The sequence below is a fragment of the Streptomyces sp. NPDC107581 genome, from assembly GCF_055657175.1.
This window is the reverse complement of the sequence record NZ_JBVKBH010000010.1, coordinates 173,351-186,428: the sequence shown is the minus strand read 5'-3', so window position 1 is coordinate 186,428 and position 13,078 is coordinate 173,351. Positions and strand designations below refer to the sequence as shown.

At 70.0% G+C, this 13,078-nt stretch carries 12 protein-coding genes and 1 pseudogene; 6 read left to right on the top strand and 7 right to left on the bottom strand.

Features of this window, described 5'->3' with window-relative positions; translation table 11 throughout:
- The first annotated feature begins 195 nt into the window (after positions 1–195).
- Positions 196–711 carry a CGNR zinc finger domain-containing protein gene (locus tag ACZ7P3_RS25905; protein ID WP_472085432.1) on the top strand — a complete coding sequence of 172 codons (516 nt, stop codon included), beginning with the start codon at positions 196–198 and terminating at the stop codon, positions 709–711.
- Between the two features lie 434 nt (positions 712–1,145).
- Here the strand turns inward: ACZ7P3_RS25905 and ACZ7P3_RS25900 are convergent, their stop codons facing one another.
- Positions 1,146–1,994, bottom strand: coding sequence for an SDR family oxidoreductase (locus tag ACZ7P3_RS25900; protein WP_472085431.1), 849 nt, complete (start codon positions 1,992–1,994; stop codon positions 1,146–1,148).
- A 102-nt stretch (positions 1,995–2,096) separates the two neighbouring features.
- Between ACZ7P3_RS25900 and ACZ7P3_RS25895 the strand changes: the two genes are divergently transcribed.
- The 3 genes from ACZ7P3_RS25895 (at position 2,097) to ACZ7P3_RS25885 (ending at position 3,625) form a co-directional block, all read left to right on the top strand.
- A complete protein-coding gene (locus ACZ7P3_RS25895; protein ID WP_472085430.1) occupies positions 2,097–2,558 on the top strand; it encodes a MarR family winged helix-turn-helix transcriptional regulator in 462 nt (153 codons plus the stop codon).
- A gap of 132 nt (positions 2,559–2,690) precedes the next feature.
- Entirely contained in the window at positions 2,691–3,068 is a 378-nt protein-coding gene (locus ACZ7P3_RS25890; protein ID WP_472085429.1) for a VOC family protein, read from the top strand.
- 83 nt (positions 3,069–3,151) lie between these two features.
- Positions 3,152–3,625 carry a hypothetical protein gene (locus ACZ7P3_RS25885; protein WP_472085428.1) on the top strand — a complete coding sequence of 158 codons (474 nt, stop codon included), beginning with the start codon at positions 3,152–3,154 and terminating at the stop codon, positions 3,623–3,625.
- A gap of 40 nt (positions 3,626–3,665) precedes the next feature.
- Here ACZ7P3_RS25885 and ACZ7P3_RS25880 read toward each other — a convergent pair whose 3' ends face one another.
- The 4 genes and pseudogenes from ACZ7P3_RS25880 to ACZ7P3_RS25865 form a co-directional block, all read right to left on the bottom strand.
- Positions 3,666–6,146, bottom strand: a complete 2,481-nt coding sequence (locus tag ACZ7P3_RS25880) for a CehA/McbA family metallohydrolase (protein WP_472085427.1) — start codon at positions 6,144–6,146, stop codon at positions 3,666–3,668.
- Positions 6,147–6,471: 325 nt separating this feature from the next.
- A complete protein-coding gene (locus ACZ7P3_RS25875; protein WP_472085426.1) occupies positions 6,472–7,341 on the bottom strand; it encodes a hypothetical protein in 870 nt (289 codons plus the stop codon).
- Positions 7,342–7,494: 153 nt separating this feature from the next.
- A pseudogene (locus ACZ7P3_RS25870) lies at positions 7,495–7,767 on the bottom strand (TetR/AcrR family transcriptional regulator); the annotation flags it as partial.
- A gap of 467 nt (positions 7,768–8,234) precedes the next feature.
- The gene (locus ACZ7P3_RS25865) at positions 8,235–9,248 is read right to left on the bottom strand and encodes a zinc-binding dehydrogenase (protein ID WP_472085425.1); all 1,014 of its coding nucleotides are present in this window, start codon (positions 9,246–9,248) and stop codon (positions 8,235–8,237) included.
- A gap of 100 nt (positions 9,249–9,348) precedes the next feature.
- On the opposite strand from ACZ7P3_RS25865, the gene ACZ7P3_RS25860 reads away from it, so the two are divergent.
- Both ACZ7P3_RS25860 and ACZ7P3_RS25855 read left to right on the top strand, forming a co-directional pair.
- Positions 9,349–9,948, top strand: coding sequence for a TetR/AcrR family transcriptional regulator (locus tag ACZ7P3_RS25860; protein ID WP_472085424.1), 600 nt, complete (start codon positions 9,349–9,351; stop codon positions 9,946–9,948).
- Positions 9,949–10,173: 225 nt separating this feature from the next.
- Positions 10,174–10,314, top strand: a complete 141-nt coding sequence (locus ACZ7P3_RS25855; RefSeq protein ID WP_472085423.1) for a hypothetical protein — start codon at positions 10,174–10,176, stop codon at positions 10,312–10,314.
- A gap of 118 nt (positions 10,315–10,432) precedes the next feature.
- On the opposite strand, the gene ACZ7P3_RS25850 is transcribed toward ACZ7P3_RS25855, so the two are convergent.
- Together ACZ7P3_RS25850 and ACZ7P3_RS25845 are read right to left on the bottom strand one after the other, a co-directional pair.
- Positions 10,433–11,884, bottom strand: coding sequence for a WGR domain-containing protein (locus ACZ7P3_RS25850; RefSeq protein WP_472085422.1), 1,452 nt, complete (start codon positions 11,882–11,884; stop codon positions 10,433–10,435).
- A 233-nt stretch (positions 11,885–12,117) separates the two neighbouring features.
- Entirely contained in the window at positions 12,118–12,990 is an 873-nt protein-coding gene (locus ACZ7P3_RS25845; protein ID WP_472085421.1) for an SGNH/GDSL hydrolase family protein, read from the bottom strand.
- Between the last annotated feature and the right edge of the window lie 88 nt (positions 12,991–13,078).

The following is a 13,078-nucleotide window of genomic DNA, read 5'->3' as shown; positions in this document are numbered from 1 at the left end:
CACGCTCCTGTGTCGGTCACCACTGCGGATCACCCAGCCGACGCGGCGCCCGGTCGAGACGTGCGGCTTGGACGAACGGCCCCCAACGAACGGCCCGCTACGCGAACGGCCCTAACCGGTTGAATAAACTTTTCCGGTTAGGCAGCCCCGCGTTCACGTAACCTGTGAAGTGAACCGCTCGGGTCAGGAGGCGCGATGGTGGCCGGCCGAGAGCAGGAAGACGCGCTGCTGGAGCTCCTCAACAGCACGCCGGTGGTCCACGGGCTCGTGCAGGACCAGCTCGCCGATCCGGAGGCGGCCAGGACCTGGCAGCAGGCCCACGGCGGCAGCGGAACCGCGGAAGAACTCGTCAGCCTCCTGCAGGCTCGCGACGCCCTCCAGGACGTGGTGCGCGGCACCCGGCCCGGCGCGTCACTGGCCCCGCTGCTCAAAGGCGTCACCTCCCACCCGTATCTCTCAGCTGCGGGAGTGTCGTGGCGGATCGACGCCCCTGCCGAGCGCCGGATGGCTGTGAAAGCCGTGCTGACCTGGAGCGACGTCCAGCAGACGGCGCCCGTCCGGCTGCGGCCGTGCGCCAACCCGGAGTGCCGGCGGTTCCTCATCGACCGCAGCAAGACCAACAAGGCCCGCTGGTGCTCGATGGCCCTGTGCGGCAACCGCATGAAGGCAAGACGCCACTACCGGCGCACCCGCGACGCCGCAGCCCGGTGACACCTCCCGGCCAGGCGTCCCGGCACCGGTGGACGAGCCGTCCACAAGCCCCCGGAAGATGTGTCCGTGCGCAGTCCCGGTCGTCGCCCCGACCCCCGGCGCTGGACGCTGATACCCCCGCACCGGAAGAGCGTTTCTGCCGCCATGAAGCGTTTCCGCAAGTACCGCAAAGAACCGCTTCTTCAGCGCGGCAGGGGTCCGGGATACGCAACGCCCGCCGCGGCCGGATTTTCGCGTCCGGATACACCTGCAAAGTCTGAGCCGCGCCTCCACCTCACCAAGGGCGAAAACCGCGCTCCTGCAGTTCCACGCAATGCCGTCGGGGTCGGCGAACCCGGCAAAGCGAGCACAGTCGCTACGTTCGCTGCGCGTCGGCCCCGACCGGCGTCCGGGGCGAACCTGTCGTGGCTCGCCCCTCGCCGGATGTCTGCGGGTCAGGCGACCCAGCCGTTGGTGATTCCCAGGACCGCGGAGCCGTCCAGGTCGGTGATCTTGGTGCCCACGAAGCCGCGGGCCCAGTCGGAGGTCTGGAGCCGGAAGGCAGGCTCGTCCGCGGTGAGTGCTTCGATCACCGACTCGGCCGCGCCCTCGGCGGTCTGCGCGCCGTCGAGGAACTGCGAGACCGTGCGGTTCAGGTAGGCGCTCAGCTGGGGTGCGTACACCCCGGCGGCCGCAACGGCCTCCTCCAGTTCGACGCCCACGTTGGCGACGAACTCGGTGGCCACGGCGCCGGGCTCGACCACGGAGACGGACACACCGTGCGCCGCGGCCACGGGGGCCAGGCTCTCCATGTACCCCTCGACGGCGAACTTGGCCGCGCAGTAGGCCTCGTTGAAGGGCTGTCCGACGACGCCGCCGACGCTGGTGACGGTGATCAGACGGCCGCCGGTGGCCCGCAGGTGGGGCATGGCCGCCTTGGAGACGTTGAGCACGCCGAAGAAGTTGACCTCCATGACCTTGCGGACCTCGGCCACGGTCTCGTTCTCCAGGGTGCCGAGGTGTCCGGCGCCCGCATTGTTCACCACGGCGTCCAGGTGACCGTGGTCGGCGATCACACCGTCGATCGCGGAGGCGATCGACGCCTCGTCGGTGACGTCGAGCCGGCGGATGTCGAGCTCCACGCCCGCCTCGGCGGCCGCCTTGCGCAGGGCGTCGGAGCGGCGCGGGTCGCGCAGGGTGGCGACCGTGGTCCAGCCGGCGCGCGCGGCGGAAACGGCGGCGGCGAGGCCGATGCCGGAGGAGGTGCCGGTGATGAGGACGACCTTGGGGGACTGGGAGGACATGACGAAGCCTTTCGCAGCACGAGGATCTCGACGCATTTGAGTGCGTGTACACACACCATCATGCAGATACGTGCGTGTACACGCAACCGCTAAGCTGGTGACATGCCGAAGAAGAAGCTCACACAGGCGGAGATGCCGGTGGCCGACCACGCCTTCTACGGGCTCGTGTGGGCCGGGACCGTCCTGACGGACCGGGTGGACCGCGCCCTGAGCAAGGCGCACGACCTTCCGGTCTCCTGGTTCGAGGTCCTGCTCTGGCTGGCCTCCAGCCCCGACCCGGTTCCGGCCTCGGTCCTGGGCAACAGCACCATGCTCAGCCGCAGCCAGGTCTCGCGTGTCGTCGACGCCCTCCAGAGCCGCGGTCTGGTCACCCGCACCCCCTCGCCGCGCGACGCCCGCTCCGTCGAGGTCTCGCTCACCCCCGAGGGCCACCGGCTCTTCGAGGCGGCCGATGCCACCCGCCGCGAGTGCCTCGCCCCCGTCTTCACGGACCTCCTCGACCAGGACGACCTGCAGGCACTCAGCACGGTGTGGCAGAAGCTCAAGGCCAACAAGGACGCCTAGGTTCCGGCTCTTCGGCCATCTGCGGTGAAGACGGCCGCGAGGTGAAGAACCACGTTCAGAGTCTTGCCAGTTGGACGGCGCCGACGTCTGCTGCCCCTGGACGGCGACCGGGATTCATGATCGGCTCGGGGCATGAGTTCCTTGATCCGTCACATCACCATCGACTCCGCCGACCCCTATGCCCTTGCGGGCTTCTGGGCCCAGGCTTTGAATGGCTCGCTCGCCGATGACGACTTTCCGGGGGATCCGGAAGCCCTGGTCACGTCTGAGGCTGCCACCTTGTTGTTCGTCACGGTCGATGACCGCAAGGCGGTGAAGAACCGTGTGCATCTGGATCTCCAGCCCCAGGACCGCACCCGGGACGAGGAGGTCGAGCGCCTGCTCTCGCTCGGTGCCACGCTCCAGGGGGACCACCGAAGGCCCGACGGAACCGGGTGGGTGACGCTGTACGACCCCGAAGGCAACGAGTTCTGCGTGGAACGCAGCGCGGCGGAGCGGGCGACCGGCTGACGCCGGGGCCCGGCACAACGGGCCGTAGCACAACGGCGAATATCCGCTGGTCAGCATCCCGCCCGCCAGGCAGGATCGCATTCATGGGCACGGACATCCATGGATTCATCGAGGTCAGGAACAGCTGCATCGACAGTTCCGAACCCGAGGACGCCGAGCTGTTCTTCCGCTGGCATCCGGCCATGGCCCTTGACCAAGCCTATGGCGATCGGTCCTATCCGGCCTTCGGTTGCCTCTTCGGCGTCCGTGGACGGTCCTTCGCGCCACTTGCGGCGCAGCGGGGGTTCCCGCAGGACGCCTCCCGAGCTGTCGCACGAGCCTTTGAGCGGGAACGGGGGGACTCGCACAGCCCTTCTTGGATCAGCTGGGCAGAACTGCAGGAGGCGGACTGGGACGAAAGGGAATCGACCACACGGCAGGCGGCGCGTGAGGAACGGCTGACCCGGCGGCAGGCGGTGCGTGACGAGGAGTGGGGCGACGTATGGACGGTGATGCGCACCCTCGCCAAGCGGCACGGCGCCGAGAACGTCCGCCTGGTGGTCTGGTTCGACAACTGACGACCCGGACACGGTGCAGTCACAGGATCGCCCGGACCGCCTAGCCGGCACTGATGCCCAGGACCTGTGCGGTGCCGTCGGCCAGGGCTGTGATGCGGACCTGTCCGGCGGGGAACGGGTCGCTTCCGCTCGGGCCGGAAATCTGAGCGAAGCCCGTCCAGGAGACGTGGTCCTTCCTGATGCTGTGCCAGACATTGCCATCGCGGCCGACGACGACCATCTGCGCCGACCCGTCCGGCATGCCGGCGATGTCGATGCTGCTGGCGCCCATTCTGTTCGAGTCGACACCTGCCGGAGGAGCGAAACCGTCCCAGCGCCCGTCGGAATGGCGCACCTGGTGGTAGACGCATCCGTCGAGGCCGATCGCCGCGACTTGCGAGGAACCGTCGGGCAGCCCCGTGATGGCCAGGGCCGGCCCGGAAAAGGTGGGCGCCCCGCCGAATCCGGCCGGCCGGGTCCAGGCCGTCCAGGATCCGTCCTTGCGGCGGACGCACAGATACATGGCACCGTCAGTGTTGTACGAGAGGACTTGGGCCGAGCCGTCGGGCATGCCGGCCAGGGCGACCTTCGTAGCACCCCAGGCGCTGCTCGGCGTGAAGCCGGGCACCGGGCGGAAGCCGGTCAGTGTGCCGTCCGTACGACGCTGCTGGTGGTACAGCGTGCCGTCCATGCCGGTGGCCACGAGCTGGCTGGTTCCGTCGGGCAGCGCCGTGATGGCCGCCTCGCGCGCGGTGAAGTCGCTCTGCCGATCAGGAGCGTCCAGGCGCTGCCACGGCCGGGACACGGCGGATGCGTTGAGGGTGGCGAACCACAGGCTGTTGTCCGGTTTCAGTCCGAGGACCTGTACGGACCCGTCGGGCATGCCGGCAGCGGAGACCTGGACACCGGCGAAGGCGGGGTCGCCTCCGGTGCCGGACAGAGGCCTCATGCCGGTCCAGCTTCCGTCCGGTCTGCGGGCGCTCCGGAACAGCACGCGCTGCTCGACGGCGTACGGCGGGCGGTTCGCACCGTAGAACCAGACGGGGTTGGTGATGGCCACCATCTGGTCGAGCGTGCTGGAGCCGGGTTGCAGACGGCGCACCTCGGCACGGGCGAACAGCGAGGCCTTGCCCCAGCCACGCCAGTGCAGGTGTCCCGAACCACTGTCGCCTATGGACTCCGACGCCATGATCCCCCACTCCGTGTAGAGGGTGACGACGGTGTTGGGGGCGCCGGAGACGGAGGCCGTGACATCGACCGCGTCGAACAGGCCCAGCGGCAGTTCTTCGCCCGGCCCGGCGGTGCGGCCGGCACCGGCGGCCGTGAAGTCCACGGTGACGGTGGCCGATTCCGCGGCGTAGGACTTGCCCCGCCGGAGCGAGTCGAGGATCGCCGCTGTGGACAGTGCGGAGGCGTTCACGACGTTGTGCGGGAGACCGATGGTGTCCGTCGTGGCGTGGGCGTCGCTGTTGCCCAGGCCCGGAATGCGTTTGCCCAGGCACAGCGCGCCGTGCCAGACGGCGACATTGGCCGCGTCGTCGAGTGTCCAGGGGCCGTTCCACACTTCCATGGCGTCGACGTGGTCGAGGCCGAATTCCCAGAACGATCCGGGCCCCGGAGTCATGGGATGCGCGGCCACCACGAATCCGCCCAGACTGTGCACCCGCTGGACATGCCGGTCGAGTTCACCCTGGTCGCCGGGGGCGTAGCGCCAGTCCACCCACTCCCCTTGCGGTAGTCCCAGGGCCAGCCAGTGGCCATGGCGGGTGGTGACCTCCTCCGCATTGATCACCAGGAGGTCCGAGGGGATGTTGCCGTGCCATGACACGCCGGTGGAGCTGGTGTTGTGGTCCGACGTGGCCATGAAGTCCAGCTTGCTCGTGCGGGCGTCCGCGACCATCTGGTCCACGGTCCGGGCGCCGTCCGAGTGGACGCTGTGCAGGTGCAGGTCGCCGCGGTACCAGGCGGTGGCCCGGCCGCGGACCGAGTCGGGCAGCGTGTCGTAGGGCACCGGCTGGAGCGGAGGGCCGTGGTCCAGGGTGACGCCGACCTGCCAGCCCATGCCGGAGGCCTTGTAGACGATGGGACCGAGGGCGACGGACCACTTGCCTGCTTCGATCGGGCCGGGGACGTAGCCCGGAGTGGCGTCCGCCGCCGAGAGAGTGAAGTCACGTCTGGCTCCGCCGGACCACCCGCGGAACCCCGACGGGCCGAAGATGCCGATGTCGAGGACGTTGGACATGACGCCCGGCACCAGAACAAAGGGGTCGAAAGTCGAGGTGACGGAGATTCGGTTCACTCCGGCGGGGACGTCGAAATCGATGTAGGCCCACTGGTCGAATCCCAGCGGGGAGTGCCCCTGATAGGTCTTGGTCACCTGACTGCCATCGGTCTGTACGTCCGCCCTGGCGACGCCGGCGGGCACCATGGCGGCAAGGCCGCCGACGGCCAGCAGTGTGCCGAGGCGCAGCAGGTCGCGGCGATGCGGCAGGCCGTCCGCTTCCGGCTCTCCGTGTCCGGCAGAACCGAGATCACTCGGCATGGCTTCCTCCGAATATCATGAACCTGTCAACTCAGAGCATCTGTGCACCTGCCACCCCTCCCGCCCCCGTCAACCGCCGGGACGGAAGGGAGGTCTCTCCTGTTCGGCCGAGGCCTCCCTCGTTCGGTCGAGGCCCCTGCTGTTCGTTCGAACGAGCAGCAGAGTACCCGGAGATGGCCCAACAAGCCCCTCCCTGCAGGCACCCGCCTGTTCCTGTCGCTTGCGCCCAGCCACTCCGTCGTGACCGCATGTCGGCGGCGACGGGAAAGGCACCGTCGGCCCGCCGCCCACCCCTTCCCGCCGTGTGCTGCACCGTTCAGGGCGGTCAGGAGGAAGTGCCCGTGCCGGCCGGCCGTTCGAAGTACTGGAGGACTCCGCCGACCGCGAAGCACAGCGCGCCTGCGAGGGTGCCCCAGTTGGCCACTGAGGTGTTGACCAGGCTGCCGGTGGCCGGGCGGGTGAAGGCGGCCAGGGCGGACACCAGGAAGAGCCAGGAACCCAGCTGGTTGATCGCGACGATCCACCAGCCGAGACTCCGCACGTGCAGACAGGGCCACGGCCACGGCCACCCATGACAGAGCTCACCGAACGCGAGGTGCCCGGAGATGAGGAAGAGGGCACATCCGATCATGTCCGGGGTCCAGACCAGCCGGTTGGCCTGCTGCACGCTGAGCCCGCGCAGGAAGGAATCGAGAAGGTTGACGCCGAAGACGAGCGTTCCGGCAAACAGGGTGAAGGTGCTCAGCCAGTCGATCCGGTACGGCTCGTAGCTCCACCACCTCCAGTCGGAGGTCAGCAGGGCACCGTGGTCGGCCCGGTGCGGCGTGTTGATCGCCTGGAGCAGGGAGGCGTAGCCACCGGCGTTGAAGAACAGGCCCCCGGTGAAGTAGGTCGAGGCACTTGCCGTCGGGCCGCCCGAGCCGAACTGCGCGAGACCCGCACCCAGGGCGAACAGGAGTCCGCCGGCACAGAACGCAACAGCCGCGACGGCATTCAGCCTGCGCAGCCGTACGAGCGACAGGGTGTCCGCGCTGCGCGGCCGGCCCTCAGCCGCCCCTTCGGCGCGCACGGTCAGCTGTCCGCGCTTGCGCGCAGGACGCGACTCCCAGATCGCCGTACCGCCCTCGGGAAGGTTCCAGGTGAGCCGAGTGGTGAACGGCCCCGCACCTTCGCCACACTGTCCGGTTTGCCCCATTCGCTGAGCCTATCGCCGCGCCCTTGATCCGGCGGAGCACACCGGCACCGTCGGCCGCCATCGACCCGTCATCAGCCCGCCGTCGGCCGTGAAGAAGGCCGCGTGACATGCCCGGGAGCACCTCGCCGTCGCCCCGGCGCCCCGGTCCGCACCTCAGACGTTCGCGGCGGGCTCCACACCGAGCCCGGCGAGAAAGGCGGTGAGGACGCGGCTCAGCCGGGGTTCCACCTCGACGACGGCATGCGCGAGCCGCGGGTCGCTCGTGCAGAGCTCTCTCAGGCGGGGGCCTGGAGTGGCCATCTGCCACAGCGCGCCGGCCAGGCCGGTCGCCGTGGCGATCGTGTCGACGGCCTGCTGCTCGGTCAGTCCGAGCAGTCGCTGCAACTCACCGCCGATCAGCGCGACCTCATGGAGTGTCGCCAGTTTGAGCACGACCGCCGCAGGCTCACCCAGGCAACCGCCTGGGAGCCGGTGAGCCGCTCGGCCGACTTCGCCGAGTCCTACCCCGTGCCTCTCCCGCCCGAGGAGACGGCGGACGCCCGGCCGAAGGACGACGTTCACGGCCGGTGACACGCAGGAGGAACCAGGGATGCCGGGCGGTTCGGGGTCCTCGGCGGGCGCACGGTACGTCCGCCAGACGATGTGCCGGGCGGGACGCACGAGGACCGCTCCGGGAGCCGGACCTCCGAACTGCCCTGCGCCGGCACCGGATTGCCCCGTACCCGTCGGCCGACGCGAAGGGCAGCCGGTCGTGACGGCCGTGTGCACATGGCCGGTCGTGACGGCCTCGTGCACGTGTCCGGTCGTGACGGGCTCGTGCACGTCCCCGGCTGTTCGCCGAGTCGGATCACATGGCGCTCAAGCGCCTTGCGCACCCTGGCGAACCTGTCGCTTCACGGGCGCAGGATCAGGCGGATCGGGTTTCCCTCCTTCTTCTCGAGGCGCGCGACCGCCTCGGCGGCCTGACTCAGCGGCAGGGTCGCGCTGATGGATCCGGAGAAGTCGAGGCGGCCCGCCTGGACGAGCCGCAGCAGCTGTGGCAGGGCCACCGGCATGTCCGAGCCGTAGTGGCCGAGGACCTGCTGCTGGAGATAGCTGAAACGGGTGCCGTCGGTGATGGTGAGCGGATGGTTGGTGAGTCCGACGAGGACCAGTCGCCCCTTGGGGGCGAGGACGGACACTGCCTGCTCACGCACGGCCGGCACGCCCGCGAAGTCGAACGCGGCGGCCAACCCGGCACCGCCGGTCATTTTCGCTACGGCCGCACGCAGACCCGGGTCGGCGGAGTCCAGGACGAAGTCGGCTCCGGCGGACAGGGCGCGCTCCCTGGCGACAGGGTTCGGATCGACCGCGACGATCGGACAGGCGCCGATGGCCCGCAGCATCTGCACCGCGTGCACGCCCAGCCCGCCCACGCCCCACACACCTACCGCTTCTGCGGGCCGCACGCCGCCGGTCGCGGTGAGGGCACCCCAGGGCGTGGACACCGCGTCGGGGATGATCGCGCCCTGGTCGAAGGGGATGGAGTCGGGCAGAAGAGTCAGGGCGTTCGCGGCGGTCACGGCGTACTGGGCCCAGCCGCCGTCGTAGTCGACACCCCGCGTGTACGTCTTCCCGCCGCGGAGCTCTCCGGCGTACAGCACCACGCGCTGTCCGGGTGTCCAGGCGGTGACGCCCTCGCCGACCTCCGCGACGGTTCCGGACACCTCGTGGCCGAGGGTGACGGTGTCGCCCTGGAGGTACAGAGGCGTGAGGGTGCCGTCGATGAGGTGCACGTCGGACAGGCACACCCCGGCCGCCTCGACCTTGACCAGCACCTCCTGGGGGCCCGGCTGCGGCCGCGGCACCTCTTCGACACGCAGTGTGCGGCTCGGCACGTGCAGGCGGGCCGCAAGCATCTGCTCCATGACCATGACCTCCTTCGGGTGGCGACCGCTGTGCTCTATCGCAGGTCGACTTGCGTTAACCGTACACCCAACGCAAGTGGAGTCGCTTTAAGCTGGTTCGATGACCGGTCCACAGTCCCCCGAGCCCGCCGCCCCGCCCCTGCGCCGCCGTGGGGAGCGGATGCGGCGAGCCGTGCTCGGCGCCGTGGTCGAGCTCCTGTCGAGCCAGGGCCTGACCGGCACGACGGTCGCCGCGGTCGCCCGCACGGCCGGGGTGCACGAGACATCGGTCTACCGGCGGTGGAAGACCCGGGAGAACCTGATCCTGGACGCGCTGGCCACGGAGCTGGACTCCGCACTGCCGGTCCCCGACACCGGCCTCGTCCGCGAGGACCTGCTGCGTTTCTTCTCCTCCCTGAGCCGGCTGCTCGGCTCCGCACAGGGGCAGGCGCTGCTGCGGCTGAGTGTGGAGCACGACGAGGCCTGGGAGGACCGCCGCGGGCCTTACTGGAGCGATCGCCTCGAACGTGCCACGGTCATGGTCCGACGGGGCGTCGAGCGCGGCGAGCTGGCAGCGGACACCGATCCCGGCCTGGTGATCGAAGCCGTCACCGGCCCCCTCTTCGTCCGCGTGCTGCTCAGTGGAGCTCCGCTTGACGACACGCTCGTGACGGGACTGGTCGATCTGACGCTGAAGGGCGCCCTGCCCCGGACGGAGTGAGGGCGCTCACGGACTACCCGCACCGCCCGGCCCCACGCCGAGCGGCCCGCCTCGCGGACTTCCCGCACCGCCCGGCCCCACGCCCAAATGAATCGGGATGCCCAGGGTTTCGCCCTCTGCTCCAGGGCCAGGTGCCGAACTCGGAGGTGGTCACCGGCGTGTCTGGACGGGTGGGCTGCCGCTCCCGAGCAAGGTGGTCGGTGCTGTCGTCGTCGAGGAGGCACCGTGAAGCGTCGTATCGTCGCCGTCCTGGCCATTGCCGTTGCCGGACTGGTGCTGTCCGCGGGAACGGTCACGGCTCAGGACGGCCATGACAACGTCATCAGCAACGACTGGAACATCCCCCTCACCAACATCGGCCTGTAGGCGCTCAGCCCAGGCAGGTGCCCGGGCCGTGCGGCTGCGGCTGCGGCTGCGGCTGCGGCTGCGGCTGCGGCTGCGGCTGCGGCAGACCGAAACGGCGTCGTGGCCGGCGGCCACTCCCTCACAGCAGCCGACGGATGTCCCCGCGGACCCGGTAGAAACCGCCGGGGGCCGGGTGCAGCGCGTCCACCACGTAGCGCGCCCCGGGCTCTCGTATCGCCCGCGGGAACTGGACCTTCCACGAGGAGTCGTAGCCCGCCGACACCACGTGCACCCGCACCCTGCCGTGCTCCTGAACGCACTCGACCACGATCGATCCGGCCGGCGCCCGGGTCACGGTGGACACCGCGCTCGCGGCTGTCGCCGGCACCGAGGCGGGCATGGCCGCGGCGAGCTTGACGTCCCGCGCCACGGGCACGGTGCCCTGCTGAGCGGCGCTGATGGACGTCTCGCCGGCGTCCACGCACACCAGCGAACCGTCCGTGGTCACCAAGTACAGCCGTTCGTCGTGGTACTGCATGGACAGCGCCGAGCCGCCGCCCGTACCGAGCTTCCACAGGCGTGTGCCGTCCTGGTCGAAGCAGTAGACGGAGGACGCCGCGTCACCGGCGAAGACGAACCGTCCGCCGGGCGAGGTGGCACACGAGTACACGGCGCTGTCACAGGCATAGGTGGCCTCGACGGCACCGGTGGCCTTCGACAGCCGCTGGACCGCATGACGCGCGGTTCCCGCGTAGACGGCGTCGCTCTCCTGCCAGCCGAACAGCACATCACCGCGCGTGGGAGCGTGCCACAACTCGCCACTGCCGTCAGGGGCGTAGGCGGTGACACCCTTGTGATGGCCGTGGTACACGGCCCGCTCGTCGGCGCGGACCATCCAACCGTGCTCACCCTGGCTGCGGCGGGCCCACTGGTGCTCGTCCTCGTGGTCGATGACGGTGAGCCGGCCGTCACGGCCCGAGACGCTGAGGACGCCCTCGTGGATGTCCAGCCAGAAGATGTCGACGTCGGCGGCGATGTCGTAGGCGGCGAAGGGGAGCTTCGAGGACAGGTCGTACACCTTGCCGTCGTCGCAGCCGGCGTAGATCCAGAACTCGTCCGCGACGAGGCACTTCACTCCGTCCGGAAGGCTGAAGCGGGCCAGGACGTCGCCGTGATGGTCCAGGGTGTAGACATCGCCGGCCTGATTGCCGACCCAGCAGCGCTCGTCGTCGATGTGGATGCCGAACGCCGCCGAGCCGGTGCGCAGTCGCCACAGCACCGGTGCGACCGCCCGTGCGGTGGACGGGGCCGACACCACCTGACGCCGGGTCACCGAGCGTGGGGCGCGCGTCCCGGGAACCGCCGGCGCATAGCCCTTGCGGACCTTCTCCCCCACCTTCTTGGCCGCGGCGGCCCGCGCCTTGTCGACCGTCGAGAACGTCGACACCTGCGTCTGCCCGGCGGCGCCGATCCGCCCGTAACGCACCGTCACCACTGGCCCGGCCACGGCCACCTCGTAGAACTTGTGCGCCCCGCGCCCTTCCTGCGACAGCTCCAGATACGTCGTGGACACCTCGGACCTGTCGGCCATGCCAGACCCCTCCCCGGAACGAACCCGCGGTCCGCTCCGCAGGTCCAACTGATCAAAAGGTAGAGCGAGGCACTGACAATCACCCGGACAGAGCGGTGGGCCTGGAGACGGGCACTGCGGCGGAGCCGGCCTGCGAAGAGTCCCCCAGCCCTGCTGCCGGGGCCGGCCCGCCATCCGCAGACGATCGTCGTCGAGCGGATGGCGGGCCGGCCCTGTCGCCGCACGGTCCCCGGTCAGCCGAGGCCGAGGACGCTCATGGTGCGCTCGGCCATGCGCTGCTCACCGAGGGCATTGGGGTGGACCGGGACGATGTTCTGCCCGAACAGGAGGGGTTCGATCCAGCGGGTGCCGGCCGGGCTGCATGCGTCGTGGCCCGCGGACACCTGGGAGAAGTCCACGTAGGTGGCACCGGTTTCCCTGGCCGCGCGTTCGACGACGGCGTTGAGGTGCGCCTGGAGGGCGTGCAGGTAGGGCACGTCGCCGGAGGCGATGGGCAGCCGGGCGAAGCACGACGGGTCTGCCGTCGCGGGTGTGATCCACGGGTAACCCAGCACGGCCACACGGGCATTGGGCGCCTTGGCCCGGACGCTGCGCAGGGCGGACTCGAGCGCGGGATAGGTGTTCGCGTCGATCGCGTCGTCGAAGGAGGTGCCGTAGGTGTTCTTGCAGGGACTGCCCGTGCCGCCGCTGAGGACGCCCGCCGTACCGCAGGCGAGGATGGCGTTGATGAAGGTGCCGTTGTCGTTGCCGCCGATGGTCAGTGTCACCAGGTCGGTGTCCGGGGTGACCGCGTTCACCTGGGGTGCGACTCCGGGGTACTGGGACGCAGTGAAGTCCTTGGTCTGGGCGGCGCCGCAGGTGACGTCCTTCAGACGGGCTCCCGTGCGGGCGGCGATGACGTGCGGGTAGTTGGCGGTGGAGCGCAGGCAGAGCAGGTTGGTGAGGTCGACGGGGAGCACGCCGGAGGCGGCGCTGTAACTGTCGCCGAGGGCGGCGTAGTCCAAGGGTGTGGACGCGTGGGCGGTGGTGCCGGTGACGCCGAGGGTCAGGGCACCGATCGTTGCGACTGTCGCGCTCATGACACGGCGAAGGCCATGCAGGGGCATGATGCTCTCTCTTCTCGGGACGGGTACGCGGGACGCGGGACGCGGACAGGGAGGTGCCCGCGGGCGTTGTGGGGCGCGAGAATGCGGC

Bases quoted from the DNA above. Each gene is read 5' to 3' on its own strand.
- ACZ7P3_RS25875 (WP_472085426.1), bottom strand. From the start codon at position 7,341: ATGGGGCAAACCGGACAGTGTGGCGAAGGTGCGGGGCCGTTCACCACT.
- ACZ7P3_RS25880 (WP_472085427.1), bottom strand. From the start codon at position 6,146: ATGCCGAGTGATCTCGGTTCTGCCGGACACGGAGAGCCGGAAGCGGAC.
- ACZ7P3_RS25895 (WP_472085430.1), top strand. From the start codon at position 2,097: ATGCCGAAGAAGAAGCTCACACAGGCGGAGATGCCGGTGGCCGACCAC.
- ACZ7P3_RS25865 (WP_472085425.1), bottom strand. From the start codon at position 9,248: ATGGAGCAGATGCTTGCGGCCCGCCTGCACGTGCCGAGCCGCACACTG.
- ACZ7P3_RS25900 (WP_472085431.1), bottom strand. From the start codon at position 1,994: ATGTCCTCCCAGTCCCCCAAGGTCGTCCTCATCACCGGCACCTCCTCC.
- ACZ7P3_RS25850 (WP_472085422.1), bottom strand. From the start codon at position 11,884: ATGGCCGACAGGTCCGAGGTGTCCACGACGTATCTGGAGCTGTCGCAG.
- ACZ7P3_RS25885 (WP_472085428.1), top strand. From the start codon at position 3,152: ATGGGCACGGACATCCATGGATTCATCGAGGTCAGGAACAGCTGCATC.
- ACZ7P3_RS25845 (WP_472085421.1), bottom strand. From the start codon at position 12,990: ATGCCCCTGCATGGCCTTCGCCGTGTCATGAGCGCGACAGTCGCAACG.
- ACZ7P3_RS25860 (WP_472085424.1), top strand. From the start codon at position 9,349: ATGACCGGTCCACAGTCCCCCGAGCCCGCCGCCCCGCCCCTGCGCCGC.
- ACZ7P3_RS25890 (WP_472085429.1), top strand. From the start codon at position 2,691: ATGAGTTCCTTGATCCGTCACATCACCATCGACTCCGCCGACCCCTAT.
- ACZ7P3_RS25905 (WP_472085432.1), top strand. From the start codon at position 196: ATGGTGGCCGGCCGAGAGCAGGAAGACGCGCTGCTGGAGCTCCTCAAC.